Source organism: Alkalibacillus salilacus, from assembly GCF_030812915.1.
Taxonomy (GTDB): Bacteria; Bacillota; Bacilli; order Bacillales; family Alkalibacillaceae; genus Alkalibacillus; species Alkalibacillus salilacus.
In genome coordinates this window covers 1-24,132 of sequence record NZ_JAUSTQ010000016.1, presented here as the reverse complement: position 1 = coordinate 24,132, position 24,132 = coordinate 1, and the positions used below count along the sequence as shown (strand labels likewise).

Annotated in this window: 29 protein-coding genes and 1 other RNA gene; 26 read left to right on the top strand and 4 right to left on the bottom strand. The window is 35.9% G+C overall.

The features are described from left to right. The first annotated feature begins 56 nt into the window (after positions 1-56). The 11 genes from J2S77_RS13330 (at position 57) to J2S77_RS13280 (ending at position 7,302) form a co-directional block, all read left to right on the top strand. Positions 57-1,016, top strand: coding sequence for a DUF2515 family protein (locus J2S77_RS13330; protein ID WP_306978122.1), 960 nt, complete (start codon positions 57-59; stop codon positions 1,014-1,016). Between the two features lie 108 nt (positions 1,017-1,124). After that, entirely contained in the window at positions 1,125-1,256 is a 132-nt protein-coding gene (locus tag J2S77_RS13325) for a hypothetical protein (RefSeq protein WP_306978121.1), read from the top strand. 50 nt (positions 1,257-1,306) lie between these two features. Continuing rightward, positions 1,307-1,669 carry a DUF1798 family protein gene (locus tag J2S77_RS13320; RefSeq protein WP_306978119.1) on the top strand — a complete coding sequence of 121 codons (363 nt, stop codon included), beginning with the start codon at positions 1,307-1,309 and terminating at the stop codon, positions 1,667-1,669. Between the two features lie 50 nt (positions 1,670-1,719). After that, positions 1,720-2,127 carry a cytidine deaminase gene (locus J2S77_RS13315; RefSeq protein WP_306978117.1) on the top strand — a complete coding sequence of 136 codons (408 nt, stop codon included), beginning with the start codon at positions 1,720-1,722 and terminating at the stop codon, positions 2,125-2,127. A 65-nt stretch (positions 2,128-2,192) separates the two neighbouring features. Continuing rightward, positions 2,193-2,759, top strand: a complete 567-nt coding sequence (locus J2S77_RS13310; protein ID WP_306978114.1) for an SLOG family protein — start codon at positions 2,193-2,195, stop codon at positions 2,757-2,759. Positions 2,760-2,773: 14 nt separating this feature from the next. Next, on the top strand, positions 2,774-3,076 hold the full coding sequence (gene gpsB, locus J2S77_RS13305) for a cell division regulator GpsB (RefSeq protein ID WP_306978112.1): 303 nt from the start codon (positions 2,774-2,776) through the stop codon (positions 3,074-3,076). Positions 3,077-3,159: 83 nt separating this feature from the next. Further along, positions 3,160-3,544, top strand: an RNA gene (gene rnpB, locus J2S77_RS13300) — RNase P RNA component class B. Positions 3,545-3,636: 92 nt separating this feature from the next. After that, complete coding sequence (locus J2S77_RS13295) at positions 3,637-4,779, top strand: THUMP domain-containing class I SAM-dependent RNA methyltransferase (protein WP_306978111.1); 1,143 nt, start codon at positions 3,637-3,639, stop codon at positions 4,777-4,779. A 105-nt stretch (positions 4,780-4,884) separates the two neighbouring features. Beyond that, positions 4,885-5,940 carry a type III polyketide synthase gene (locus J2S77_RS13290; protein WP_306978110.1) on the top strand — a complete coding sequence of 352 codons (1,056 nt, stop codon included), beginning with the start codon at positions 4,885-4,887 and terminating at the stop codon, positions 5,938-5,940. 9 nt (positions 5,941-5,949) lie between these two features. Continuing rightward, positions 5,950-6,453: an isoprenylcysteine carboxyl methyltransferase family protein gene (locus J2S77_RS13285; protein ID WP_306978163.1), complete on the top strand. Its 504-nt coding sequence runs from the start codon at positions 5,950-5,952 to the stop codon at positions 6,451-6,453. Between the two features lie 15 nt (positions 6,454-6,468). Beyond that, entirely contained in the window at positions 6,469-7,302 is an 834-nt protein-coding gene (locus tag J2S77_RS13280; protein WP_306978108.1) for a sulfurtransferase, read from the top strand. Positions 7,303-7,361: 59 nt separating this feature from the next. On the opposite strand, the gene J2S77_RS13275 is transcribed toward J2S77_RS13280, so the two are convergent. Beyond that, on the bottom strand, positions 7,362-7,562 hold the full coding sequence (locus tag J2S77_RS13275; RefSeq protein WP_167260455.1) for a cold-shock protein: 201 nt from the start codon (positions 7,560-7,562) through the stop codon (positions 7,362-7,364). Between the two features lie 246 nt (positions 7,563-7,808). Between J2S77_RS13275 and J2S77_RS13270 the strand changes: the two genes are divergently transcribed. Further along, positions 7,809-8,666: a DUF72 domain-containing protein gene (locus J2S77_RS13270; protein WP_306978105.1), complete on the top strand. Its 858-nt coding sequence runs from the start codon at positions 7,809-7,811 to the stop codon at positions 8,664-8,666. Here the strand turns inward: J2S77_RS13270 and J2S77_RS13265 are convergent. After that, positions 8,660-9,652: a C40 family peptidase gene (locus tag J2S77_RS13265; RefSeq protein ID WP_306978103.1), complete on the bottom strand. Its 993-nt coding sequence runs from the start codon at positions 9,650-9,652 to the stop codon at positions 8,660-8,662. The two genes, J2S77_RS13270 and J2S77_RS13265, sit on opposite strands and share 7 nt — an antisense overlap. Positions 9,653-9,748: 96 nt before the next feature. On the opposite strand from J2S77_RS13265, the gene J2S77_RS13260 reads away from it, so the two are divergent. The 6 genes from J2S77_RS13260 to J2S77_RS13235 all read left to right on the top strand — a co-directional run bounded on the left by J2S77_RS13260 (position 9,749) and on the right by J2S77_RS13235 (position 12,811). Then, entirely contained in the window at positions 9,749-10,708 is a 960-nt protein-coding gene (locus J2S77_RS13260; protein WP_370871854.1) for a thymidylate synthase, read from the top strand. A gap of 11 nt (positions 10,709-10,719) precedes the next feature. Then, positions 10,720-11,205, top strand: coding sequence for a dihydrofolate reductase (locus J2S77_RS13255; protein ID WP_306978102.1), 486 nt, complete (start codon positions 10,720-10,722; stop codon positions 11,203-11,205). A 97-nt stretch (positions 11,206-11,302) separates the two neighbouring features. Then, positions 11,303-11,485 (top strand): twin-arginine translocase TatA/TatE family subunit, encoded by a 183-nt coding sequence (locus tag J2S77_RS13250; RefSeq protein ID WP_306978100.1) that lies wholly within the window; start codon positions 11,303-11,305, stop codon positions 11,483-11,485. Between the two features lie 20 nt (positions 11,486-11,505). Then, positions 11,506-11,721, top strand: a complete 216-nt coding sequence (gene tatA / locus J2S77_RS13245; RefSeq protein WP_306978099.1) for a twin-arginine translocase TatA/TatE family subunit — start codon at positions 11,506-11,508, stop codon at positions 11,719-11,721. An 87-nt stretch (positions 11,722-11,808) separates the two neighbouring features. After that, positions 11,809-12,570, top strand: a complete 762-nt coding sequence (gene tatC / locus J2S77_RS13240; protein WP_370871853.1) for a twin-arginine translocase subunit TatC — start codon at positions 11,809-11,811, stop codon at positions 12,568-12,570. A 16-nt stretch (positions 12,571-12,586) separates the two neighbouring features. Next, the gene (locus tag J2S77_RS13235; RefSeq protein WP_306978096.1) at positions 12,587-12,811 is read left to right on the top strand and encodes a YozE family protein; all 225 of its coding nucleotides are present in this window, start codon (positions 12,587-12,589) and stop codon (positions 12,809-12,811) included. Between the two features lie 48 nt (positions 12,812-12,859). On the opposite strand, the gene J2S77_RS13230 is transcribed toward J2S77_RS13235, so the two are convergent. Next, positions 12,860-12,949: a YjcZ family sporulation protein gene (locus J2S77_RS13230; protein WP_167260439.1), complete on the bottom strand. Its 90-nt coding sequence runs from the start codon at positions 12,947-12,949 to the stop codon at positions 12,860-12,862. Positions 12,950-13,097: 148 nt separating this feature from the next. Here J2S77_RS13230 and J2S77_RS13225 point away from each other — a divergent pair, with 148 nt between their 5' ends. The 4 genes from J2S77_RS13225 (at position 13,098) to J2S77_RS13210 (ending at position 15,438) form a co-directional block, all read left to right on the top strand. Then, positions 13,098-13,760 (top strand): uracil-DNA glycosylase, encoded by a 663-nt coding sequence (locus J2S77_RS13225; protein WP_306978093.1) that lies wholly within the window; start codon positions 13,098-13,100, stop codon positions 13,758-13,760. Positions 13,761-13,821: 61 nt separating this feature from the next. Beyond that, positions 13,822-14,238 (top strand): VrrA/YqfQ family protein, encoded by a 417-nt coding sequence (gene vrrA, locus J2S77_RS13220; RefSeq protein WP_306978092.1) that lies wholly within the window; start codon positions 13,822-13,824, stop codon positions 14,236-14,238. Positions 14,239-14,256: 18 nt separating this feature from the next. Continuing rightward, positions 14,257-15,216 (top strand): peptide-methionine (S)-S-oxide reductase MsrA, encoded by a 960-nt coding sequence (gene msrA / locus J2S77_RS13215; RefSeq protein WP_370871852.1) that lies wholly within the window; start codon positions 14,257-14,259, stop codon positions 15,214-15,216. An 18-nt stretch (positions 15,217-15,234) separates the two neighbouring features. Next, the gene (locus J2S77_RS13210) at positions 15,235-15,438 is read left to right on the top strand and encodes a DUF6501 family protein (protein WP_306978089.1); all 204 of its coding nucleotides are present in this window, start codon (positions 15,235-15,237) and stop codon (positions 15,436-15,438) included. 434 nt (positions 15,439-15,872) lie between these two features. Here J2S77_RS13210 and J2S77_RS13205 read toward each other — a convergent pair whose 3' ends face one another. Beyond that, positions 15,873-16,772: a M14 family metallopeptidase gene (locus J2S77_RS13205; protein ID WP_306978086.1), complete on the bottom strand. Its 900-nt coding sequence runs from the start codon at positions 16,770-16,772 to the stop codon at positions 15,873-15,875. Positions 16,773-16,938: 166 nt separating this feature from the next. Here J2S77_RS13205 and J2S77_RS13200 point away from each other — a divergent pair, with 166 nt between their 5' ends. The 4 genes from J2S77_RS13200 (at position 16,939) to J2S77_RS13185 (ending at position 24,017) form a co-directional block, all read left to right on the top strand. Beyond that, positions 16,939-17,175 (top strand): ferredoxin family protein, encoded by a 237-nt coding sequence (locus J2S77_RS13200; RefSeq protein ID WP_306978084.1) that lies wholly within the window; start codon positions 16,939-16,941, stop codon positions 17,173-17,175. A gap of 85 nt (positions 17,176-17,260) precedes the next feature. Beyond that, positions 17,261-18,304, top strand: coding sequence for a GGDEF domain-containing protein (locus J2S77_RS13195; protein WP_306978083.1), 1,044 nt, complete (start codon positions 17,261-17,263; stop codon positions 18,302-18,304). Between the two features lie 31 nt (positions 18,305-18,335). Then, positions 18,336-21,893, top strand: coding sequence for a dynamin family protein (locus J2S77_RS13190; protein ID WP_306978081.1), 3,558 nt, complete (start codon positions 18,336-18,338; stop codon positions 21,891-21,893). Between the two features lie 132 nt (positions 21,894-22,025). Continuing rightward, positions 22,026-24,017 carry a S9 family peptidase gene (locus tag J2S77_RS13185; RefSeq protein WP_306978079.1) on the top strand — a complete coding sequence of 664 codons (1,992 nt, stop codon included), beginning with the start codon at positions 22,026-22,028 and terminating at the stop codon, positions 24,015-24,017. The last annotated feature ends 115 nt before the right edge of the window (positions 24,018-24,132 follow it).

Sequence of the window (24,132 nt, the reverse complement as noted above, 5' to 3'; positions counted from 1 at the left end):
GTAAAAAGAATTGGATATACTGTGAATATGTTGAATACTGATAAAGGAATGATGATATGCGACCTTTAGTCGTTTATGACCTCGAGGAACAGACAGCTAACTCTAACATTGATAATATAGCTCGAACCTATGCATATTGGCAGTTTTATGTGAATCATCCCGAAATAAAATGGTCATTCTTAGCATCTATTGTATCTCGCAATGCTGGTTGGAATATGACGGATTTAACATTACCAGTTTATAAAACATTACTGTCGGACCAAGATCGTAAAGCGTTATTTTTGACCTACGAAAGTATTAATTGGTTTATCTTTCGTGATGCTTATCCTCAGCTTCTAATTTATGAACAATCAAAACTACAAGGGAGACCCTTATTCTTTTTACTAAAATACTTTGGTGTTTCTTCATTTATGGAACAAGAGTGGTATCACTTTTACCAAACTAAAGATACTGAAAGACTATTAACTGCTCAAATTATTAATGAGCAACAATTAATTCAACAGCCGATTATAAAAAACAACCCTTATCAACGTAAAGTATTTAAACAATTACCATACTATATACAATCAATCTTACATCTTAATTCGATTTTAATTCCTACTATGCAAGGAAAAGTATATGGACTTAATGTTCCACCGTTTCAAAATGTAACAAATCGCATTCGATTCGGAAAACAAGTAGCGAATATCTTATTCTATCCTTATTTATATCCATTGTTTTATGATTTCTCTAACCAAGTTGGAATTATAGGCAGTCGTAAGGCCTATGAACAATTTATATTATTCGATGAAGAAACAGTGAGTGAACCACTACGTGATTGTTATACCCGAATTGAACATTCTATAACATATGACATGAGTGATTGGGTAAAAAATACGAAAATTAAACGTAAATGGTGGAAAGAAGAAAAGAAAGTTAATATTAAACCTTTCTATAAACAGTTTGTCCATAAAAGACAGCTATTGGCTCAAGTGGCGAATATCTCAGAACCTCAAAAGACACATATTGTCAATTAAGAATGTTTTACTTCTAGTTTTGTCTATTAGGTTCGATTATCGTCAAACAACAAGGATTTCCCGTTTGTAATCATGAATAACATGATAAAGTAGAAAGGGGGAAAAGGTATGGAACAGTTAATCACGAATCCATATGTTGATAAAGGTGAGCTATTATTGTCACTAGATGAATTAGAACAAGCATTAGATCAATTAACAAATCAAATAGAGGATAAAATTCAGAAAAAAGGAACTGAATAATAGAATTTACTTATATTTCATGATACATTAGAACAAGAAAGGTGGATATTATGCAAGCGTTTTTCGATTTGACGAAAGAATTAAGACATCAGTTGTTAGAAAATTGTTTAGATCGATATGAAAACGGTTATAAATTCAATCGTAAAATATACGATGAGTTTTACCAGGTTAAAAATGAATCACTTACACAATTTGAAAAGATTGAACAATGGGAAGAGGATGCAAACGCGATCGTTCATCAAATCCCGTTATTTCCTAACCAGATCAAAAATACAAAAGATAACTTAGAAATTATGATATTGCATAGCTATTTTCATGATGTACGGAAGAAACGATTTATGGAACTCTATCAATCGGTTATGTATAACTTAGATTTAGTTTTAAATGACGTTAGTATTACAGATCATTCTTAAGTCGTTTTCCTAAAAATAAAGATATAGATGCATAAAGAGGAGAGGTCAAGATGGAGAAAGAGCAACTAGTAAATGCAGCGCAAGAAATGTTATCAAAAGCGTATGTGCCGTATTCTAAATTCCCAGTGGGTGCGGCATTGTTAACAAAGGACGGGGAAGTTTTTCAAGGCTGTAATATTGAAAACGCTTCCTATCCAGTAACATGTTGTGGCGAGCGCGTCGCTATTTTTAAAGCTGTATCTCAAGGCGTGCGTGATTTTGAAGCTTTAGCTGTTATGGCTAATACAGACCGTCCAGTACCACCTTGTGGCGCTTGTCGTCAGGTCATGAGTGAATTCTTTGAACCGTCAATGCCTGTTTATATTACGAATAAGGATCTAGAAGTGAAAGAAACGACAGTTCAAGAATTGTTACCGTTCTCATTTACACCAGCGGATTTAGAGTCTGGTCAAAGTTAATATAACTTTAATGTTTTTTTGAAAGAGCTAGTTAACACTAGCTCTTTTTTTGATATACTAGTATTATGAATTCAATTGCAATTATAGGATATAAACCACATGAACTGAATATATTTAATGAACAAGACCAAAAAATCACTGTCATTCAAGAGGCGATTAAACGCCAACTAGTGCCTCTAGTTGAACAAGGATTAGAATGGATTGTGATCTCAGGCCAACCAGGGGTAGAAATGTGGGCATTTGATGTTGTTCAGCAACTTAAAAATGACTACGACCTAAAAATAGCGGTAATTCCGCCATTTCAGAACCAAGATCAAGTATGGAATGAAGAAAAACAGCAAAAATATCAAACAATGCTGTTAAAGGCTGACTTCTCACAACCATTAACCCAAAAATCTTATGAAGGGCCTTCACAATACCAAACCCGAGACAAATGGATGCTTAATAAGACGGATGGTTGTTTGATTGTCTATGAAGATGAATATGGCGGTTCTCCTAAATATTTTCATCAACTTGTATTACAGTATCAAGAAAAAAAAGATTATGAGATGTTCCAGATCAATGCGTTTGATTTAGAAGAAATAGCCCGTGATATGCAAGAATCTGGACAATTCGAATATGATCAATCGTAGGAGGGTATTTATTTATGTATAAACCACAGCTTACTAATCAAGACATTTTAGATAAGGAATTCAAAACATCGATGCGCGGATACAATCAGGATGAAGTCGACGAGTTTTTAGATATTGTGATTAAGGATTATGATTACTTCGAAAAAGAGATCAGTCGCTTAAAAGAAGAGATGGAACGGATTACAAACGCTTCAAGTGGTTCACCACAATTTGAAACAACAACAAACCAAAGCCGTTCTCAAGTCAATGCTGATGTTCTACAAAGGTTATCTAATTTAGAAAAAGCTGTATTTGGTCGTGGTGGGCGAAGTGAGTAAGAATAATTTTGTTAATATTTACAGTCGAATTATTTAGTATGATGTGTTAAAATGTTTTGTTCAGGCATAAATAAGGAAGATCAATGTTAAAGTAATTGCTCAAGTACAGCTTGAGAGGAAAGTCCATGCTCACACTAGCTGAGATGCTAGTAGTGTTCGTGCTTGACGAAACCATAAGTCAAGGTAGTTACCTTATAGGTAGCTAACGGCAGGGCTGTAACCTACGTCATTACGATAGGGTTACAATACCTTTAAAGTGCCACAGAGACGAGCTCGATTGGAAACAATCGAGGTGGAACGCGGTAAACCCCGCGAGTGAGCAACCCAAACAATGGTAGGGGCACTTCTTGCAAGGAATTCAACTTAGCAAGAAGACAAGCATTTATTGCTTGTAGATAGATGATTACACTCGGCGTACGAGGTTGACCACCGTTAGCAGTACTAAGAGACAGAACATGGCTTACTAAACATTGATTGGTCACCTTATTTATGCCTTTATTTCATTTAATTTTAATAAATCGTACATAATATAGTAAGATATTTAATGGTTTGTGAAAGGAATGACTCTCGTGACAAATCAACTCACTTTAATAGCGACAGCGGCTATGGGCTTAGAAGGTCTTGTTAAGCAAGAATTACAAGATTTAGGCTATCATGACTTACAAACTGAAAATGGGAAAGTTATTTTTAAGTCAGACTTTTCGGGAATTGCACGCACCAATCTTTGGTTAAGAACGGCTGATCGCGTCAAAGTTCTAATCGAGGAGTTCAATGCCTATAGCTTTGATGAATTATTTGAACAGACAAAAGCTTGTCCCTGGGAAGATTGGCTACCAGAAGATGCTTTTATTCATGTTGTTGGTAAATCACATAAGTCTAAACTCTATTCAGTGCCTGATTGCCAATCGATCGTAAAGAAAGCAATTGTTTCTCGTTTGCAAGAGCAATATCACATTCATTCACGTCTAGAAGAATCAGGTGTGCGTTATAAAGTGGAAGTCGCTATACTTAAAGATCGCGTGACACTTTCACTTGATACAACAGGGGCTGGTTTACACAAACGTGGCTATCGAATAGATCAAGTAGAGGCACCTCTGAAAGAAACCCTAGCTGCAGCATTAGTCAAGTTGACGAATTGGACACCCGATAAGACATTGGTCGACCCGTTCACAGGTTCTGGTACTATACCAATCGAAGCCGCGTTAATTGGTCAGAACATTGCACCTGGGTTTAATCGTGATTTTTCTGCACAAGAATGGGACTTCCTACCACAATCCATCTGGGATGAGGCTTTAGAAGAAGCGGAGGACATAGCCAATTATGATCAACCATTATCCATAACGGGTTCAGATATCGATCATAATGCGATTGAAATAGCGACCAATAATGCACTTGAAGCAGGGTTAGCTGATTTAATTGAATGGAAGCAAATGAATGTTAAAGATCTTCGTCCCAAATCTGATGTAGGCTATCTTATAGGTAACCCACCATACGGCGAACGACTAAATGATCGTGATGAAGTTGAATCCCTTTACAGCAGTTTAGGGGGTATCATGAAGGATTTCCCTAAATGGAATGTTTATATCTTAACCGCTCATGAAAAGTTCGAAAAGCATTATGGAATACAAGCTTCAAAGAAACGAAAATTATTTAACGGCTTTATAAAAGCAGACTATTATCAATTTTTTGGTAAAAAATCTTAATAAACATTAACCATCTAGTGCGAGCGCTAGATGGTTTTTCATAATCAGAGATGATTAGAGGGAGCGAATAAAGGGGATTATAAGAATAAAAAGGTGGTTACACTTATGGCTATAATTTCATCAGTTGGTACAAGTTTCCCGCGTCACCGATTTAATCAATCAGAAGCAAAACAATTCGTCTCACAATATACGAATGAATCATTACAAAAATATCTAGCTGTGTTTGATCAAGCAGAGATTGATACACGTTATTTTGCAGCTGGTCGAGAATGGCTTCATAGTGAGAATAAATTGAGTGATCGGCATCAATTATGGATTGAAGAAGGTTTGAATCTTGCTCAAGAAGCAGTTGAGAATTGCCTTCGTCATTATGAACATCCCTATGAAATTGACGCCATAATTAGTGTGACTAGCACAGGCATATTAACGCCTTCATTTGATGCTCATCTCATTAATGAACTACAACTTTCATCGTCTATAAAGCGCATGCCTATGTTTGGATTAGGTTGTGCAGGAGGGGCTATTGGTTTAGCAAGAGCTTATGATTATCTAAAAGCTCATCCAGATGAATCGCTTTTATTAGTGTGTTGTGAGTTAGCATCGACTGCATTTCATCCAAGAGATTTAACGAAAAAGGATATAGTCGGGGCTGCAATCTTTAGTGACGGGGCAGCCGCTGTACTATTATTAGGTGCTAATCATGAGCTCGTAAAACAATCTGATGGCTGTAATGTTCAAATCAACACGACTGACTCAAAGTTACTACCAAAATCTCTTGATGTTATGGGTTGGGACGTTAAGGATGATGGTTTTCATGTGGTGTTTAGTCAAAAGATTCCGAGGTTGGTGAATTCTTTTTGGGCACCTCAGGTTCAAGAATTTTTGGAACGAAATAATTTAACCCAGGATGATTTGAATTTTGTTATTGCGCATCCAGGTGGCAAGAAAATCATTGAACAATTAGAAGGTATAATACATGATTCACTTAAACTAGATACAGCAAAATCCGTCTTAAGACAATTTGGTAATATGTCTTCACCCACTGTATTATTTGTATTACAAACCTATCTCAATCAGGAGATAAAACAAGGTGAGAAGGGCCTCTTAACTGCTCTAGGGCCAGGATTTTCTTCAGAAATATTACTGTTGGAGGTCATATAATTGTTTTATGTGAGTATATTCATTTATCTGATCGTAGTAAGGTTATATGAATTAGGATTGGCCCGCAAAAATGAAGCTTATCAGTTGAAGCATGGAGGAATTTTGATTAGTGACCCTTATTACCATTGGATTGTATTTATCCATTTGTTATTTCTAATTAGTTTAATTGTTGAAAGTTATACCTCGCATCAGTGGCAACAATCAACCCCTTGGCTATTGTTCGCTATATTTATAGTTTTACAATTATGTCGTGTATATGTCATTAAAACTTTAGGCCGATTATGGAATACAAAAGTTATTATTAACCCTACAAACGGTGAACGGGTTACAAATGGTTTATTTCGTTGGATTAAGCATCCTAATTATTGGATCGTATTTTTTGAATTTATTTGCTTGTCACTGATGTTTCATGCTTATATGACTGCTGTTATATTTCCTTTATTACATGTTGCGCTGATGACAAAAAGAATTCCGTTAGAAAATCGTGCGTTAAGTTTGTATGATGAAAAGTAAAAGGGAGGGGTTAAATTGATTATTTCAGTGCAATCAGCATATGAATGGAATTTAAACCAAGATCTAATCTTTGTAGACTGTCGTTTCGATTTACAAGATCCTGAAAAAGGAAAGGTATCTTACACACAAGAACATATACCAGGCGCAGTATATATGGATTTGGAGAAGGATTTGAGTGGTAAAGTTAAAGAAACAGGAGGTAGACACCCACTACCAGACCTTAATCATTTTATTGATATACTGAAACAATCCGGAATTAACGATCAATCAATTGTGATTGCTTATGATGAGAACCATGCATTTGCCTCACGTTTCGTCTGGTTATTAAAAGCAATAGGTCATAAAGAAGCTTATGTATTAGATGGTGGGCTCTCGGCTTGGAAAGAAGCCGGGCTTTCAACAACAGAAGAAGTTACTGTTAGTAATAAAATTATGATAGAGCAAAGCTGGGAATTAGAACAATCGTTAATAGCGACACAAACCGATGTTCAACATTACATTTCAAAACGAGAAGTTGTACTAATTGACTCCAGAAGCCACGATCGCTATACAGGACAGCATGAACCAATTGACAAAAAAGCAGGTCATATACCGACAGCCATAAATTTTGATTGGACAGATTTATTTGAAAATGGATTTTTTAAACATACCGACAAACTACAAAAACATTTTGAATTACTCAATGATAATTCTCAAATTGTTGTTTATTGTGGTTCTGGGGTCACAGCAGCACCTAATGTTATAGCACTTTGGCAGGCTGGATTTACCAATGTGCAGTTGTATGTCGGTAGTTTTAGTGACTGGATTACGAATGACAATAATCAAATAAAAACTGGGGATCAACCATAATAGACAAAAAACGGCAATCATTCAAATGAATGATTGCCGTTAGTATATGATGATTCTAGTTATTTTTTATTAACGTTAGAAGCTTGCGGGCCACGGTCGCCTTCAACAATTTCGAATTCAACGTCTTGACCTTCGTCTAATGTTTTGAAACCATCTTCGTTAATTGCAGAGTAGTGTACGAATACATCGTCGCCACCTTCTACTTGGATAAAGCCATATCCTTTTTCTGCGTTAAACCATTTTACTGTACCGTTTTGCATTTTAAAAAGCCTCCTAAAAACTTTCCATCCAAACTTGATTTTTTATGAATGGATTATTCACAACCGACGATCAGTAAAAAAAAGGGTAACTCCTATAGAAATGAAGGATCACAAATGCATCTCTCACTTCTATAGAAGTTACCCGAATTTCTTTATGATACTTCACGTCTCAATTGCACTTTCAGTATATCCGATATAAAATACAAAGTCAAGAGATAAGTGTATGTAAAGTTGAGGAGTGATCGTGTGACAATCAATATTGGTTTAACTGGGTGGGGAGACCACCCTGATATTCATGAACAAGACGTCGGTTCTAGACACAAATTGGCTTCTTATGCCGCTTATTTTCCAGTCGTTGAGTTAGATAGTTGTTTCTATAGCATCATGACTCCTGAGAAAATAAGGCATTGGGATCTCCAAACACCAAGTAATTTTTCATTTGTTGTTAAGGCATATCAGGCGTTCACTGGGCATGATCGTCAACCATATACACGAAAAGAAATTAAAGCGATGTTTCATTCATTTCAACAGCAAATTGACCCTTTAATCGAATCAGGTAAATTAAATGCAATTTTATTTCAATTTCCACCTTGGTTTGATCTCCGTCAAAGCCATATAAAACGGTTGAGATTTATCCGAGAGCAATTCCAATCTTACCCAACTGCGATTGAATTTCGAAATCGCACGTGGTTTCATGAACAAATAAAAGCAGACACAATCAATTACTTAAAAGAAGATAAATGGATCCATACTATTTGTGACGAACCTCAAGCAGGTCAAGCTTCGGTTCCAGTTGTCCCAGAAATTACTCATGGAAAACAATCCTTAATACGATTTCATGGTCGTAACGTCTACGGTTGGAACCAAAGTGGCCAAGACAATTGGCGTGAAGTCCGGTTTTTATACAATTATAATGATGACGAATTGAAGTCATGGCGTGATCGTGTACAAAATTTATCTCAACAAGTAGAGCAATTAACCATCTTGTTTAATAACAATTCGGGACATCATGCTTATGCCAATGCAAAACGGTTTCAACACTTATTAGGTATCAACTACACGGGTTTGAATTCAAGACAAATCGACTTATTTTCGGATCAATGAACAATCCTTGCACCTAAATATCGTTGCTGCCAGTAACTGTCGGATAAATTACTAATGGTTACACCTGAAGATGTCCCAGCATGGATAAATTGATTATTTCCGATGTAAATGCCGGCATGAGATGGACCAGGTTGATAAGTTTCAAAAAACACTAAATTTCCGACGCTCGGTTTTGAAGCAGGAGTGGTAGCATTCCAAATATCGCTAACCGTACGTGGTAAATAACTTCCTTGCTGACCATATACATACTGCAAAAATCCACTACAATCAAACCCGCTTCTTGATGTTCCGCCCCAACGATATGGAGTTCCTACTAATGAACGTGCTGTAGAAGTAACGGAGCGGTTAGATTGTGTTTGAACAGTTTCGGATTTTTGTTTTGTATTTGATTGTGATTTAGACATATGACTGACTTGTTGTGTTTCTTCACGGTGTACAATGGTTGGTGGTTCTAATTGACTTAAATCTAATTTATCTTCTCTAAACTGATTAAATTTTTCAAGTGCTTCTTTCGTGTTAGGTCCAGCAACGCTGTCGACTTCTTCATCGTATAACCGTAATGCTTTAAGTGCGTTTTGCAGTCGTTCAACTCGTTTTGATTGCTCGCCGAATTTAATTTCCTCAGCTACATCCGTGATAGATGTGATATAATGGTCGTAAAAAACTTGGTCTAACATATTAGCTGTTTCCTGATTCAGCTCACCATTAGCATCTAAGTGATGATCTGTTTGGAATTGCTTCACAGCATATTCGGTTAAAGCATTATATTGAGCGGTCTCCTTTTTAGGATAATATTCTATTGTTTTTAATTTTCGATGCAAGGTTAAAACTGCTTCACCATGGTCACCGTAACTTAAAGGCGTTGACTGTATGGAAGCTGTTTCGCTTGCGTGCACTGGCGAATAAAAAGCAAATGGAGACGCTAAAGCTAAATTTCCTGCTATTGCACCTAGTATCATTTTTTTAGTAGGTGTTGCATTCACCATAATAATCACACCTTTCAAGTACTCTAATATGACTATATGTCAGAGATTGAGGGGTATACATTACAGTTTTGTAACGAAATGAACGGAGGGGTAACAATGACTATTAAAAACGAGGAAGCCTATTTGAAATTAAGTGAGTATACGCTTAATCATGGTCAAGACCGTCATGATCGAACAGGAGTAGGGACGCGTTCAATCTTCGGCTATCAAATGCGTTTTAATCTTCAAGATGGTTTCCCTTTGCTTACGACTAAAAAAGTGCCATTTAAATTAATTGCCAGTGAATTGTTGTGGTTTATTAAAGGGGATACAAATATTCGATATTTGCTTCAGCATAACAATAATATTTGGAATGAATGGGCTTTTAAGAATTGGGTTGAAAGTGATGCTTACACAGGTCCAAACATGGATGATTTTGGCGTGCGTGCTCAACAAGATGAGGAATTTAATAAAATTTATCAAGAACAAATGCAATTGTTTAAACAATACATATTAGAAGATGATGACTTCGCGGAACGGTTTGGACACTTAGGCGAAGTGTATGGTAAGCAATGGAGAAACTGGCAGAGTTCTCAAGGCGAGACGATTGATCAATTAAAGCAAGTGATTCATGATATTAAAACGAATCCTAATTCCAGACGATTAATTGTATCTGCTTGGAATCCTGAAGATATTCCATCTATGGCTTTACCGCCATGTCACACATTATTTCAATTTTACGTAGAAGATGGCCGATTATCTTGTCAACTTTATCAACGAAGTGGTGATATCTTTCTTGGTGTACCATTCAATATAGCCAGTTACGCTTTACTGACACATCTCGTGGCACATGAATGTGGACTTGAGGTTGGTGAGTTCATCCAAACATTTGGTGATGCTCATATTTATCACAATCATTTTACACAAGTACGGACACAATTAGAGCGTGACATGCTAGCGCTACCAACATTACAAATTAACCAAGATAAACAATCAATTTTTGATATTGAACTAGAAGATTTATCGATTTCAGGTTATGAACCACATCCTAGTATTAAGGCACCAGTAGCTGTATAAGGAGGTTCTTCATGACTTATTCATTGATTGTGGCGATGGACGAAAATCATGTGATTGGTTTGAACCAAACAATGCCATGGCACTTACCTAATGATCTAAAGTATTTTAAATCGGTTACCTCGCAGTCGACGATTGTTATGGGAAGAAGAACATTTGAATCGATTGGCAGACCACTTCCAAAACGTCATAATATTATTTTGACAAGGCAAAAGGATTTCAACCCAGAAGGTTGTACAGTTATTCATAGTTGGGAAGAGTTACAAGAAGTTGTTTCATCCAATGAACATGTATTTATTATTGGTGGAGCAGTACTTTTTGCTGAGGCATTATCATTTGCGGATTACATGTATATAACGCATATCCATTCGACTTTTGATGGTGATACTTACTTCCCGGAAATTGATTGGTCCAAGTGGGAATTAGTTGAAAGAACAGAAGGGGAGACGGACGAAAATAATCAACATGCACATACTTTTTCTGTTTATAAACGACAATAAGTGAACATTTTGTAACAGTCTTCTCGATATGTTTGCAAAATGAGCTGAAATAAGCGACAATGTAGATAGTAATAGTATGGGACAGGTAGGTGTATGTATGACAGTCGGTGTACCAGGATTAATTTTAATTTTAATTATCCTTCTCATTATATTTGGACCGAAGAAATTACCTGAATTGGGTCAATCGCTTGGCCAATCATTAAGAGAATTTAAAAATTCTACACGTGGCATAACTGATGAAGATGATTCGGATTCGAACAAGACGACTGATCGTCAATAAACTATAAATGGAGTGATATTATGGGCATCGGTAGCATCGGTTTACCGGGATTGATTTTAATCGTGTTAGTGTTATTGCTTGTTTTTGGCCCATCGAAGTTACCAGAGATCGGGAAAGCATTTGGTTCTTCGTTAAAGGAATTTAAAAAAGCAACGAATGATTTAATGTCAGACGATTCAAATTCGTCAAATTCCTCTAACTCGAAGGAACAAAATTCAGATTCTAATAAACAATAATGATCGTTTCACTGAGGTGTAAGGAGTTCCTTACATCTTCTTTTATGATAAATGTTATGGTGAGATTGGTAGTAAGAGGTGAAACTTTTGACGCATGAGGAAGAAATAGATCAAGAAGAAATGGATTGGACAAGTCATTTAGGCGAACTAAGGCGCCGTTTTTTCTGGAGTTTTATTGTATTTGCTTTGTCATTCGGTGTGGGTTTTTATTTCCGCGAAGAGGTTTATAACTATGTAGCGAATGATGTGCCCTTTCAACTGACGGTTCTTAGTCCGTTCGATATTATATGGGTTTATGTCATCATTGGAACGATTGTTGGCTTTCTAATTACGATTCCGTTTTTAGCATTACAGTTATGGTTATTTATAAAACCTGGTCTGACAAAACATGAAGCACGCGTTAGCTTGTTATATGTTCCAGCTATTTTCATCTTATTTGCTTTAGGCTTAGGTTTTGGTTATTTTATTATTAAAGATTTAGTCTTGAATTTTTTACTTGGTTTAAGTGACGGTGTCGTGAATGAAATGTTTACGGTTAATAAATATTTCCGTTTTATTATGCAAATTACTGTACCGTTCGCATTTTTCTTTGAAGTACCGCTTGTTGCTATGTTCTTGACGAGTTTAGGTGTATTAACACCTGACTATATGAAACGGACAAGAAAGTATGCTTATTTAATTCTTATCGTATTGGGGACCATGTTATCGCCACCTGACTTTATATTACAACTCATTGTCGCTGCGCCTTTGATATTGCTTTATGAGTTAGCTATCATGACATCGAGAATTGTTTATAAACGAAGGTTGGAAAAATTAGCCGCTATTCAAGATCAATTAGATAACGAATAAAAGCAGGTGTTTATGTTTGAGATCATTTTATCATTTTGCCATGCAATTTAGAGGAATCCAAAATAAACAAGATGCGCGAAAACAACTTGCTGAAGCAATATTTCGTGACCATGGATTCCCTAAACAATCTGTAAATTACAATGAACTAAGCGAATATTTAGAGATGAATAGTCCGTTTCCGGAGGCTATCCAAACTTTTGATCAGCTTTGGGAAGAATACGAACAACATATCGAAACATGATAACAGGCTTCACCACTAGTGGTGAAGCCTTTATCATCTTGAATTCCATTAGCAAACGTATGCGCTACCAACAATGATTAGTAAAATGAAAAGCACAACAATTAGTGTGAAGCCGTTATTATCATATCCTTTACCCATGATGCATGCCTCCTTCATTGGTTTCACTCCTAACCTATGCAGCTTTCACCCATTGTGTATAGGCTGTTGTAACAATGAAAAAACTTAGTTATCTTGTATGTAAACGTCGTATTTTGCGCTTACCCGGGAAATAAAGGGAGGATATTTAATGATATTACCTGAAGATTGGGAACAAATTTTAAAACCAGAAATACATAAGACTTATTTTCAAAATTTATTAAAGACGGTAGAGCAGGAATATGCAAAGAACGTTATTTACCCTCCATATCTTCAAATATTTCGTGCTTTTGAATTAACACCCTTTGCCAATGTAAAAGTGGTCTTACTTGGTCAAGATCCTTACCACCAACCGAATCAAGCGAATGGACTTAGTTTTTCTGTTCCTAAAGGGCAAGCTTTTCCACCTTCGCTTCGAAATATTAATAAAGAGTTGTGGAATGATTTAGGTTGTGAGTTACCACATGGCGATTTAACTCAATGGGCTGAAGAAGGTGTGTTAATGCTAAATACATCTCTAACAGTCAAACAAGGCGAAGCGAATAGTCACCGAGGTTTAGGTTGGCATTCTTTCACTAACTACGTCATTACACAATTAAGTGAAAGTCATCCCCATTTAGTCTTCGTTTTATGGGGAAAACAAGCTTATCAAAAAGCTCAGCTTATTCAAGCGCGTCACACAATTGTGCATGCGCCGCATCCCAGTCCTTTATCAGCTTACCGTGGTTTCTTTGGAAGCCAACCATTCTCACAAGTTAATCATGCTTTAAAAATACACCAACAAACGCCTATTGATTGGTGTTTGACACATTAGCCTATACAATAAGGGTCATAATCCCGTATAAGTATAGTAGCTGATAAAGGAGTGAGATGGAATGGAACCAATGTATAATTGGCATGATCCTGTGCACGGTGGCTTTATGAATCGCAGAAAACCGAATTTTTTAGAAAAATTATTTGGTTCATCTCATAGTCGTAAGCCCTTGCTGATGCAAGTTAAGTCGAATGAACATTCATTGCATGAAACGCTTTATATGGTTCAAAAAGGGTTAGCACTTGTGCAACAATTAATACCTGTTTGGAAACAATATGGTCCGCTTTTAAAGCATGCACCTTTTATGGTTGATATGATAAAATTAATGATGGAAGATGAAAAGCATGATGAATCTAAGCATTCACTCGATGATCATGATTTAGGTAAAACTAAATATAATGATCTAGGTGTGACTAAAGTAAAGCAAACTAAAGGAAGCCAACACGATCAACTTCCAGAACCTAAATTGTATATCTAATTTGTAATTTATGGGGTGATGATTTTGTCTAATAATTTAAAACTAGCAACATTTGCTGGCGGTTGTTTTTGGTGTATGGTTGAACCATTCGACCGCCGTCCAGGAATTGAATCCATTGTGTCAGGTTACACAGGAGGGCATACGGAAAATCCAACTTATGAAGAAGTATGTTCTGAGACGACCGGCCATAGGGAAGCTGTACAAATCACATATAACCCTTCTGTATTTCCTTATGAAGATTTATTAGAGGTCTTTTGGCAACAAATCGATCCAACTGATGCTGGTGGTCAATTTAATGATCGAGGCGAGTCGTACAAGCCAGCTATTTTTTATCATGATGAGGAACAAAAACAATTAGCTGAACAATCTAAGCAAGCCTTAGTTGAAAGTGGCAAATTCAAAGATCCAATTGTCGTTGATATCCTTGAAGCTAAAACATTTTATCCTGCTGAAGAAGAACACCAAGATTACTATAAAAAACATCCTTTCCATTATAAAATGTATAAAAAAGGATCGGGTCGCCAAGGGTTTATTAAAGAACATTGGTCAAATCAGCAAGAAATGGACGATTTAAAAAATCGATTAACTGATATACAGTATAAAGTAACGCAAGAGGATGCAACAGAACCTCCATATCAAAATGAGTACTGGGATCACGAAGAAGACGGTATTTATGTTGACATTGTCAGTGGCGAACCATTATTTTCTTCAAATGATAAGTATGATGCGGGCTGTGGTTGGCCAAGCTTCACGAAACCAATTGCGCCTTTGGAAGAAGACCTTGATACGTCTTTAGGCATGCGCCGAATAGAAGTTCGTAGTCAGCATGCAGATAGTCATTTAGGCCATGTGTTTGACGATGGACCTCAAGAGGCAGGTGGTATGCGTTATTGTATTAATTCGGCAGCGCTTAAATTCATACCGAAAGAACAGCTAGATGAACAAGGTTACGGAAAATATAAAGTATTATTCGATTAATTAACAGGAGTGATAACAGTGATTCATAAAACATGGGAGCAAAATAATCCTATTAAACAAATTAAATGTATTCATACCAATGCTGAAAAATTTACAGTTGAAAATGTATTAACAACGGGTAAAACATATGACGTAAAAAATGAATCCGAAGAATTTTATTTTGTCATTGATGATAGTGGTAAAATGGGTGGCTTTTACAAAGATTATTTTCAAGAGGTTTAAAATCAATAAATTGGGACAAAAGAACATTCAATTGTGTAAAATACGATTGTTTAAATATCATAAAAGTTAATCACTTACGAAGCGGATTCAAAACACGTAGACGCCTGCGGGAACAGCACGTGTCTCGAGACCCCGCAGGCCACGCTTTTAGGCCGAGGGATGCACCTGCGTCTGCAAGTCAACGCTTCGAAGTAGGCTTCCTCGGTGCAAGTAGCAAAGAAGCATACTCGATGTAGTTGCCTGGCTCGAGCAGTGCCCCGGTAAAGGAAACGCGGCGATTGCGTTAGCAGAGCCGATGTTGAGCTTATGTCACGTAGAACCAAGCGAAGTGTTTTGATGGAGCGTCATTCAAGCAAAAACCCTAACGATTTATTTTTTCAATTAAATCGTTAGGGTTTTACTTTGCGTTACTAACTTTTGATTCAGCCTCTTAATTATACCTTCATGTTGGCTAAAATAATACTTAAGGCTTGAGGATAGAGCTGATTTAAATCACTTATAGGTAATGGATTTATGCCGCTACCAAGTTCTACTGTAAATCCGGGTTTATTAAAAGTTTGAATAAACCAGTCTTTATAACCTGCATGACTATCAACGTATTGGATGGGTTCATAACCACTAACATCACCGTAATGTTCAGCGATTCGTTTGGATTCAGATGGTTCTAATCCTTCATAACCCCAGTAAATCACTTCACCTTGAGTGTGAAACGCTAGGACACGATCAAATTGTTTATTAATCGTCAACTCATAAATAGCTATCGCTTCAGGTTCTGTTAGAGGTTCAAAGCCTGGAAAATCTCGAGGGGATGGTTGTTTAGGTTTTCGTTGTTGTTCGATTTTCCAATGAGCTGGGAACTGATTATTAAGGTCAACACCTCGAATGTTGGCTTTCCAACCTGCAAAATGGTGTGATTGTTGGTTAATCGATAATACGTCACTTTTGAGTGGTTCTGATTGAGGTAAACCTTGATTAATTAAATCGACACCATCAGGATTAACAAGAGGTACAATGGATAACTTAATCTGATTATACATAGACCGTACATCTATATGGTTAATCGACTCATTATTCTCATAGGCATCAATATAATCAGCAAGAAACCGCATTAAGACATTGGTTGTAATCGATTCATGAGCGTGCATTGAACCATTTAAATGGATGGACTTGTCACCTGCTCCAATTACGATTTCATAAATAGTCTTCCCTTGAATTGACGTCCCAATTTTATCAATTGAAAAGATGGGGTGTTCAGTGTGTAACGCCATTAAATCATGCTCTAACCTCGAATAAGTGTAAAGAGATTGATCTTGAATTAGTTGTCTGGCCCGCATTGATTAAAACCTCCTAATCGGTTCATAATATGTATGTTAAGGTTTAAATTTGCACAAAATTTGAAAACTCCTTATAATGAAAGGGAAAATTTCTATTAAGACGTAGTTAACAGCGTTAATAAATGATATGATGGATTTATACACAACAGTTAAAGGAGGATTTATCTTGGCATTTGTTATTTCATCACCATGTAAAGATGAAAAGGCAGCAGAGTGTGTGGATGTATGTCCAGTTGATTGTATTGAAGAAGGTAAAGACATGTTCTATATAGATCCAGATATTTGTATTGATTGCGGAGCATGTGAGGCCGTATGCCCGGTTGAAGCAATTTATCATGAGGACGAGCTTCCACAAGAAGAACGGGAATACATCGAAATCAATCGGAAATTTTTCCAAGGTTAACAGATACATTAGGAAGAGACTGGATATCGTATCTAGTCTCTTTTTTTTACACTGACTGAATTCAATTTATTAGGAGATTAAAAATATGTTCAATAAAAAAGATGAGTACATCGAAAATATTTTTTCATATGCACGTTGGTTATTATTAGTTAGTTTAGCCTTAATTTTTATGCTACAACAAGGAGAAGAGATTTTCACAATTGATCAACCAATTTTTTGGTATAGTATAGGCATTGCTGCACTTTATACTTTGGTTGTTCATATTAGTTTGAAAGCCTTGGCGACATACTCCAAATTGAAGTTGATTATTGTTCATATAGGATTAATCTTGGATTTTGTTTTTTATACGATTATATTACTAATGGCAGGGGTTCAATATTCGTTAGTCTTGCCACTACTTTTCATATGGTTGCTACATATTACACTTGTTTGGAGTATGAAGGTCTCAATGTTGATGACCGTGCTAGTTATGGCAAGTTATAGTGTTATTAGTTATTATATTAATGGGATAAATGATTTTATTACGATTCCGTTTATTATGAATCTAGTATTTATATTATTAATTGGAATTTTAACTAGTTCAATGACTATTCGAAAAGAAGCTAGCTCATTTGATCACATCGATTACAAGGAAGAGGCAATGAAAGATTATGTTTCAGGCCTCTATAATCACCGCACATTCCAAAACACTCTAATGAAGCTCGTCAATCAAAGGAAACCTATCACTTTAATTAAATTCAATATCGATGATTTTCAAACGTTAAACGATCGCTTGGGTTATGAGTGGGGTGATCGAGTACTAGCTGTTATCGGCTCTACACTAGACTTTTGGGTCGAACCACAGAAAGGTTATAGTTTTAGATATAATGGGGATGAATTTACAGTGATTCTATTCGATCAAAAACGTTCTCATTTAGAACAAGAGATTGAAAGATGGAATAACTATATCTACGAACATGTTCAAATGCTTGAACCTTTGCAAGGTGAAAATGTCACATTAAGCTATGGCGTTGGGACGCTAATGGAAAAAGACGATCATAATGAGTTCTTACGGAGAGTGGATCGTTGCATGCAACAAGCAAAGGCTACAGGTAAAAATCGAGCTGTTTTTGATGAGACATTTCAATAGAATCGTATAAGTGAAGATGGGGAGTTAGAGAATGACAACAGGAACACAGATGGCATTAAATCTAGACACGTTATTTGAAGTGGCTAAACGTAATGATGAGAAAATAGAGCAACAAAAAATTATGGATTTATATCAAAAGTGGTTAAATGTTGAAACAGTCATTGGCTTTACTGGACATTTTTCAGCAGGAAAGTCTTCCATGATTAATCATATATTAAATCAATCCATATTACCATCAAGTCCGATACCAACAAGTGCTAATATTGTAGAAATTAAGCACGGAGATGAACATGTAACATATAATTTGAATCAAAATCGGTATGCTACGTCATCATCTATTGATATGGAAGAAGTACATCGTCTTTCAAAAAATGGAGAAGAAGTTCAGTCTTTAACAATTGAAACAGACTTACCATCTCTAAAAGGAACAACATTAATGGACACTCCAGGTATTGATTCTGCAGACGATCAAGAATTTGCTAGAACTCTATCTCGTGTTCATTTAATTGATTATTTCGTATATGTTGTCGATTATAATCACGTACAGTCAGAGATTAATTTTCAGTTTTTATATGAATTAGAGAAAAAATCAGTTCCATATATTATTGTCGTGAACCAAGTAGACAAGCATAATGCTGAAGAAATGACGATGACCAATTATTTGAACGCTTTACGCGAAAGTTGCGACGTTTGGGGACTTAATCCAGACGCGATTTTCACAACGTCTTTAATTGATATTGGTCATGAATATAATCAATTGGATGAACTAAAGTCTTATGTCGATCGTTTGACTGATACCATGCAAGATCAGCTTGATTCACGCATAAAGGTAGAAGTTGAAACGGTGATTGATCAGTTAGCAAACCGATACTATGATGAGGCAAATCAAACCTTAAATGCTGCAAATGAGCAAACCTATCAAAGACAATATGACGAACTAAAAGAGCAACTTAGCTTATTAAATTTAGATCAACGACAATTTATCACACAGTATAAACAAACGATTGGAAAAATAGTGAATGAAGCTTACGTCATGACATCAGATACGCGGGAACTTGCAAAGGCCTATCTTGAATCATTACAGCCAAAATTTAAAGTTGGTGGTTTGTTTTCTAAAAAGAAAACTGATGAAGAAAAGGAAAGACGTCGAGATCAGTTTATTAACCAATTACAAGAAAAAGTCACGACTGAAATAAGCTGGCATATTCGTCATGAGTTAATTGAGACATACAATCAACAATCTCTAAGCAACATTGAATTAAAACAGGCCCTTCAACAATATGATTTTCAAATTAATGAAGCTATTTTATTAGAATCTCACAATTCCTCCGCAGAAATTACGGGTCATTATGTACTTAATTACACAGATGGTCTGCAATCAAAGTTAAATCAAGCTATTAAAGAACATGTGACCCCTTTGTTAGAACAATTGTTCACTGAGATAGCGAAATCAACTGAGGATAAGCAAGAACAATTGAATGAGCAACTTAAAGAGATTGAAGAACACTTGGAAAATGCAAAAAGGTCTAATCAGGAAACATTAGAGAAGAAACAATTTATTGATCAACTAAAACGGGAGACTTGGATGACTACTAGTGATCATAGTCTTCTAGAAGATGCAATTAAACACAAAGAAGCTAATCAAACTAAAGTGTTAATTGATGATATTATATCTGATTCAATAATAGATTCCGTAACAAGTTCTGAATCTGAAGCACCTCAAAATCAATCAACTATAGAGATAGAGAAGATTCAAACTGAGGCCAAAACGATATTATCTCGTATAGAAACGATGCCTATGTTAACGGAATTTTATGACTCGATTCAGAAAAACCTTACGCAATTGGAACAACAGCAGTATACTGTTGCTTTGTTTGGTGCCTTTAGTGCCGGTAAATCATCATTTGCCAACGCTTGGGTAGGCGAAGCGATACTTCCGGTTTCACCAAATCCAACAACAGCGGCCATTAATAAAATTGCTCCGCCTAATCGTACTAGGGAACATGGAGATGTTATTGTACAATTCAAGACAGAAAATACATTGTTACATCAAGTTTCAAAAGTGCTAGAACCTATAACAGATAAACAGTTTAATTCCATCGAGCAGTTATATTCATTCATAGATAAACAACAACATAACTTACAAGCACTACTTTCTAAGACAGATTGGTCATTTGTAGAAGCATTCTTTATAGGGAAACAGCAGTCAAGACAATATTTAGGTGAATCCATCACTTCATCTGTGCAAGCGTTTGAGCCCTATGTTACAGATGAGACATTATCTTGTTATGTTGAAGAGATAACGGTTTATTATAATTGTGATTTGACACAACAAGGCGTCACTTTAGTTGATACTCCTGGTGCAGACTCTATTCATGCAAGACACACAAATGTATCGATGCATTATGTGCGCCATTCTGATCTGATTGTTTATGTTAATTACTATAATCATGCTTTTGCACGAGCGGACCGTGAATTCTTATCTCAGTTAGGACGTGTTAAATCATCCTTTTCATTGGATAAGATGTTCTTTATTTTAAACGCAGCTGATTTAGCAAAAGACAATCAAGAATTAAATGATGTGAAACAATATTTATCTGAACAATTACAACAATACGGTATTGAATCACCTCAGATTTTCGCGTTATCTAGTAAAAGATTAAATGAAGATGTAAGTCAAAAGTATTCCGATTCTTATGCTGTCGCATTTTTTGAACGTTTTCAACAATTTATTGAGACAGACGCTAAGCTATTAACTGCTCAAACATTATCACAAGAAATTGGAAACCTCGAAGCGTTTATTGCACAAACTGTTCAAGAATTACAAGAAAACCAAATCGAACAAGAACAACGAATCCAGCAATACGAAGAGCAATTCAAGAGCCTAAAACAATTTTTATCATCAATGGATAAGACCATTTATGAACAACAAATCAATCAACAAATAGACGAACTCATTCATTACTTAAATGATCGCGTTATGATTCAATTAAATGAAATGATGAAGGAGGTTATTAATCCGACTACCATCACTCAAAAAGGTAAGCGTGGTCAAACACAATTAAAACAAGCGATAAAACAACTTGCGATCAATGCTGAAAACCGATTAGAAACAGAATTTCATTCAACAAATATGGTTTTAGATCGCCATTTTCAACAAGTGCTTCAATCAATCAGCCAAGATATTAATCGATTCGTTGATTCGGAGACAGATTTTGAACGATTAAATATTGCTGAGCAGGCCTTGGAAGATGGTACGCATGAAATGTTTTATTCCATTGTTAATATGAATTCACTTGATTATTTTGTTTCCATGTATAAAGATCAAAAACAATTTTTTGTTGAACAACATGTCAAAACTTTATTTGAAGAACTCAAAACGCATGTACAATCCAATTTAAATGAAATTCAAGATCAATTTCTCTTATCATTTAAAGCACATTATCAAAATCAAATTGAACTCACATATCAAACAGAGACAAACCGCTATTTAACCAATATACGTCATATGATTGACTCTAAAGCCCAATTGTATCATGATGCAAACCAAGCGAATCAATTAAGAGAATTACATCATGAAATCATTTAAAAGTTTTAATTTTATTCGACATATTCTGAAAAAAATTATAATATGAAGGTATTAATATTTTACTTAGCTAGATAATCACCTTATAAATCTAGTTATATTTCGATCATAGAATCTTAATAGTCGGAGGGAATTATGACAACAAAAAAAGCAGTACAAGCGAATGATATTTTTAATCTAGCATCTTTAACAGACCCGAGGTATTCTCCGGATCACAAGGAAGCTTTATTTGTTAAAACAACTTTGAATGAAAAACGAAATCAATATGAATCTAATTTGTTCCATTACAATGTGAAGGAAGATCGACTCACTCAATTCACATTTGGAGAATCACGGGTAAGTCATCCGCGTTGGTCACCTAAGGGCGATTCAATCATTTTTATTTCGAATCGTGATGATCAGAACCAAGTCTATTGGATGTCTCGTTACGGTGGTGAGGCCAAGAAGATAACAGATGAGAAAGAGGGAGTCTCGAAGGCTGAGTTCTCACCAGATGGCCAATTCATCATGCTACAAACCTCTGTTAAAGCAGAAGATTTAAATCAACGAGAAGAAGAGAACGAAGAAACAGATGATCAAGATGATGATTTACCAAAACCTGTGGTGATTAATCGAATGAAATATAAAGCAGATGGAGCAGGACTTTTAAAGAGGAAATATCAAGTGATAAAACGATTAAACCTTGAAACAGAAGATATTGAAACTATTAAAGAAGGGGAGCAGAACTTCACTTTTCAAACATGGGTTAATCAATCTCAGATTGTTTATACCACGGATTATTCTGAAGACGAAGATTTTAATTTCAATCAAGAAGCTTATTTGTACCATCTAACAGCTAAAACTGAACATCCATTATTCACAGAAGAAGGAACGCCTTCAGGGTTTAGTGTTTCGCCAAATGGAGAACATCTATTATTCGCTCATATGGGACGAAACTATGAAAATGCAACACATGTTGAACTATATGCTTATCACATCTCTTCAGGAGTGACAGCTTGTTTAACAGAATATTTTGATGCACCTATTGGTGATTTTATTGTTGCAGATACACAGCAACAGCCAGTTTTAAGACCTGCTGTTTGGGCGAGTAATGAAACGTTTTATTTCCCAGTATCGAATTATGGCAATGTTCTATTATATTTTGGACATGTCGATGGATCATTATATCCAGCTATCAACGAAAACCTACATGTCGTAGGCTATGATATAGATCCGAATAAACAAACTGCCTTAGTGACTATTAGTTATCCAACAAGCCCGAGTGAGTTATATGAATTATCTTTAACTGATGGGCGATTAACACAAATAACAAATGTGCATCAAACATTTATTGATGATACGGAATTGGTTGAACCAGAATCCATTCAATTCCAAAGCTATGATGATTGGACAGTACATGGTTGGTTGATGAAACCAGCTAAGTTCGATGAAGCCGAATCATATCCATTGATTGTTAATATCCATGGCGGCCCGCATGCGTTTTATGGAAATACATTCTTCCATGAGATGCAATATTTTGCTGGCCAGGGTTATGGCGTTCTTTATGTAAATCCTCGCGGCAGTCATAGTTATGGTCAAGAGTTTGTAGACGCCGTACGTGGGGATTATGGTAATGGTGATTACCAAGATATTATGGCAGGTGTCGAACATGTCTTAACAAACTATGCTTGGATTGATGAGAATCGGTTAGCTGTCACTGGTGGAAGTTATGGCGGCTTTATGACGAATTGGATTGTCGGCCATACGAATCGTTTTAAAGCAGCGGTTACTCAACGAAGTATTTCCAACTGGACAAGCTTCCGTGGTGTTAGTGATATCGGTTACTACTTTTCGGATTGGCAAATCCAAGCTTCATTCTATGATATTGAAACAATGTGGAAGCATTCACCGATTGCGTATGTTGACCAAGTTCAAACACCACTTAAAATTATTCATAATGAGAATGATTTCAGGTGCCCAATGGAACAAGCTGAACAACTTTACATTGCTTTAAAATACCAGCGCAATGAAACAGAATTTGTTCGTTTTCCAGAAGCAGATCATAACCTATCCCGCACTGGTAAACCAAACTTAAGAATCGAAAGACTACAGCATATTATTGATTGGTTTAACCAATATATCAGCTAAAAAAAAGCCATTTCCTCTTATGAACTATACCCCAGTTAGTGGACTTAATAAAAAAAGTCCCTAGCTGGGGTTTGTTATGTTATGGACATCCCCCCCTGTTATAATGGAATGAATC

Excerpts from the sequence above, each read along its gene's own strand:
- J2S77_RS13330 (WP_306978122.1), top strand. The coding sequence starts at position 57 with ATGCGACCTTTAGTCGTTTATGACCTCGAGGAACAGACAGCTAACTCT.
- J2S77_RS13325 (WP_306978121.1), top strand. The coding sequence starts at position 1,125 with ATGGAACAGTTAATCACGAATCCATATGTTGATAAAGGTGAGCTATTA.
- J2S77_RS13320 (WP_306978119.1), top strand. The coding sequence starts at position 1,307 with ATGCAAGCGTTTTTCGATTTGACGAAAGAATTAAGACATCAGTTGTTA.
- J2S77_RS13315 (WP_306978117.1), top strand. The coding sequence starts at position 1,720 with ATGGAGAAAGAGCAACTAGTAAATGCAGCGCAAGAAATGTTATCAAAA.
- J2S77_RS13310 (WP_306978114.1), top strand. The coding sequence starts at position 2,193 with ATGAATTCAATTGCAATTATAGGATATAAACCACATGAACTGAATATA.
- gpsB (WP_306978112.1), top strand. The coding sequence starts at position 2,774 with ATGTATAAACCACAGCTTACTAATCAAGACATTTTAGATAAGGAATTC.
- J2S77_RS13295 (WP_306978111.1), top strand. The coding sequence starts at position 3,637 with ATGACTCTCGTGACAAATCAACTCACTTTAATAGCGACAGCGGCTATG.
- J2S77_RS13290 (WP_306978110.1), top strand. The coding sequence starts at position 4,885 with ATGGCTATAATTTCATCAGTTGGTACAAGTTTCCCGCGTCACCGATTT.
- J2S77_RS13275 (WP_167260455.1), bottom strand. The coding sequence starts at position 7,562 with ATGCAAAACGGTACAGTAAAATGGTTTAACGCAGAAAAAGGATATGGC.
- J2S77_RS13265 (WP_306978103.1), bottom strand. The coding sequence starts at position 9,652 with ATGGTGAATGCAACACCTACTAAAAAAATGATACTAGGTGCAATAGCA.
- J2S77_RS13260 (WP_370871854.1), top strand. The coding sequence starts at position 9,749 with ATGACTATTAAAAACGAGGAAGCCTATTTGAAATTAAGTGAGTATACG.
- J2S77_RS13255 (WP_306978102.1), top strand. The coding sequence starts at position 10,720 with ATGACTTATTCATTGATTGTGGCGATGGACGAAAATCATGTGATTGGT.
- J2S77_RS13250 (WP_306978100.1), top strand. The coding sequence starts at position 11,303 with ATGACAGTCGGTGTACCAGGATTAATTTTAATTTTAATTATCCTTCTC.
- tatA (WP_306978099.1), top strand. The coding sequence starts at position 11,506 with ATGGGCATCGGTAGCATCGGTTTACCGGGATTGATTTTAATCGTGTTA.
- J2S77_RS13230 (WP_167260439.1), bottom strand. The coding sequence starts at position 12,949 with ATGGGTAAAGGATATGATAATAACGGCTTCACACTAATTGTTGTGCTT.
- J2S77_RS13225 (WP_306978093.1), top strand. The coding sequence starts at position 13,098 with ATGATATTACCTGAAGATTGGGAACAAATTTTAAAACCAGAAATACAT.
- vrrA (WP_306978092.1), top strand. The coding sequence starts at position 13,822 with ATGGAACCAATGTATAATTGGCATGATCCTGTGCACGGTGGCTTTATG.
- msrA (WP_370871852.1), top strand. The coding sequence starts at position 14,257 with ATGATTTTGTCTAATAATTTAAAACTAGCAACATTTGCTGGCGGTTGT.
- J2S77_RS13205 (WP_306978086.1), bottom strand. The coding sequence starts at position 16,772 with ATGCGGGCCAGACAACTAATTCAAGATCAATCTCTTTACACTTATTCG.
- J2S77_RS13195 (WP_306978083.1), top strand. The coding sequence starts at position 17,261 with ATGTTCAATAAAAAAGATGAGTACATCGAAAATATTTTTTCATATGCA.
- J2S77_RS13190 (WP_306978081.1), top strand. The coding sequence starts at position 18,336 with ATGACAACAGGAACACAGATGGCATTAAATCTAGACACGTTATTTGAA.
- J2S77_RS13185 (WP_306978079.1), top strand. The coding sequence starts at position 22,026 with ATGACAACAAAAAAAGCAGTACAAGCGAATGATATTTTTAATCTAGCA.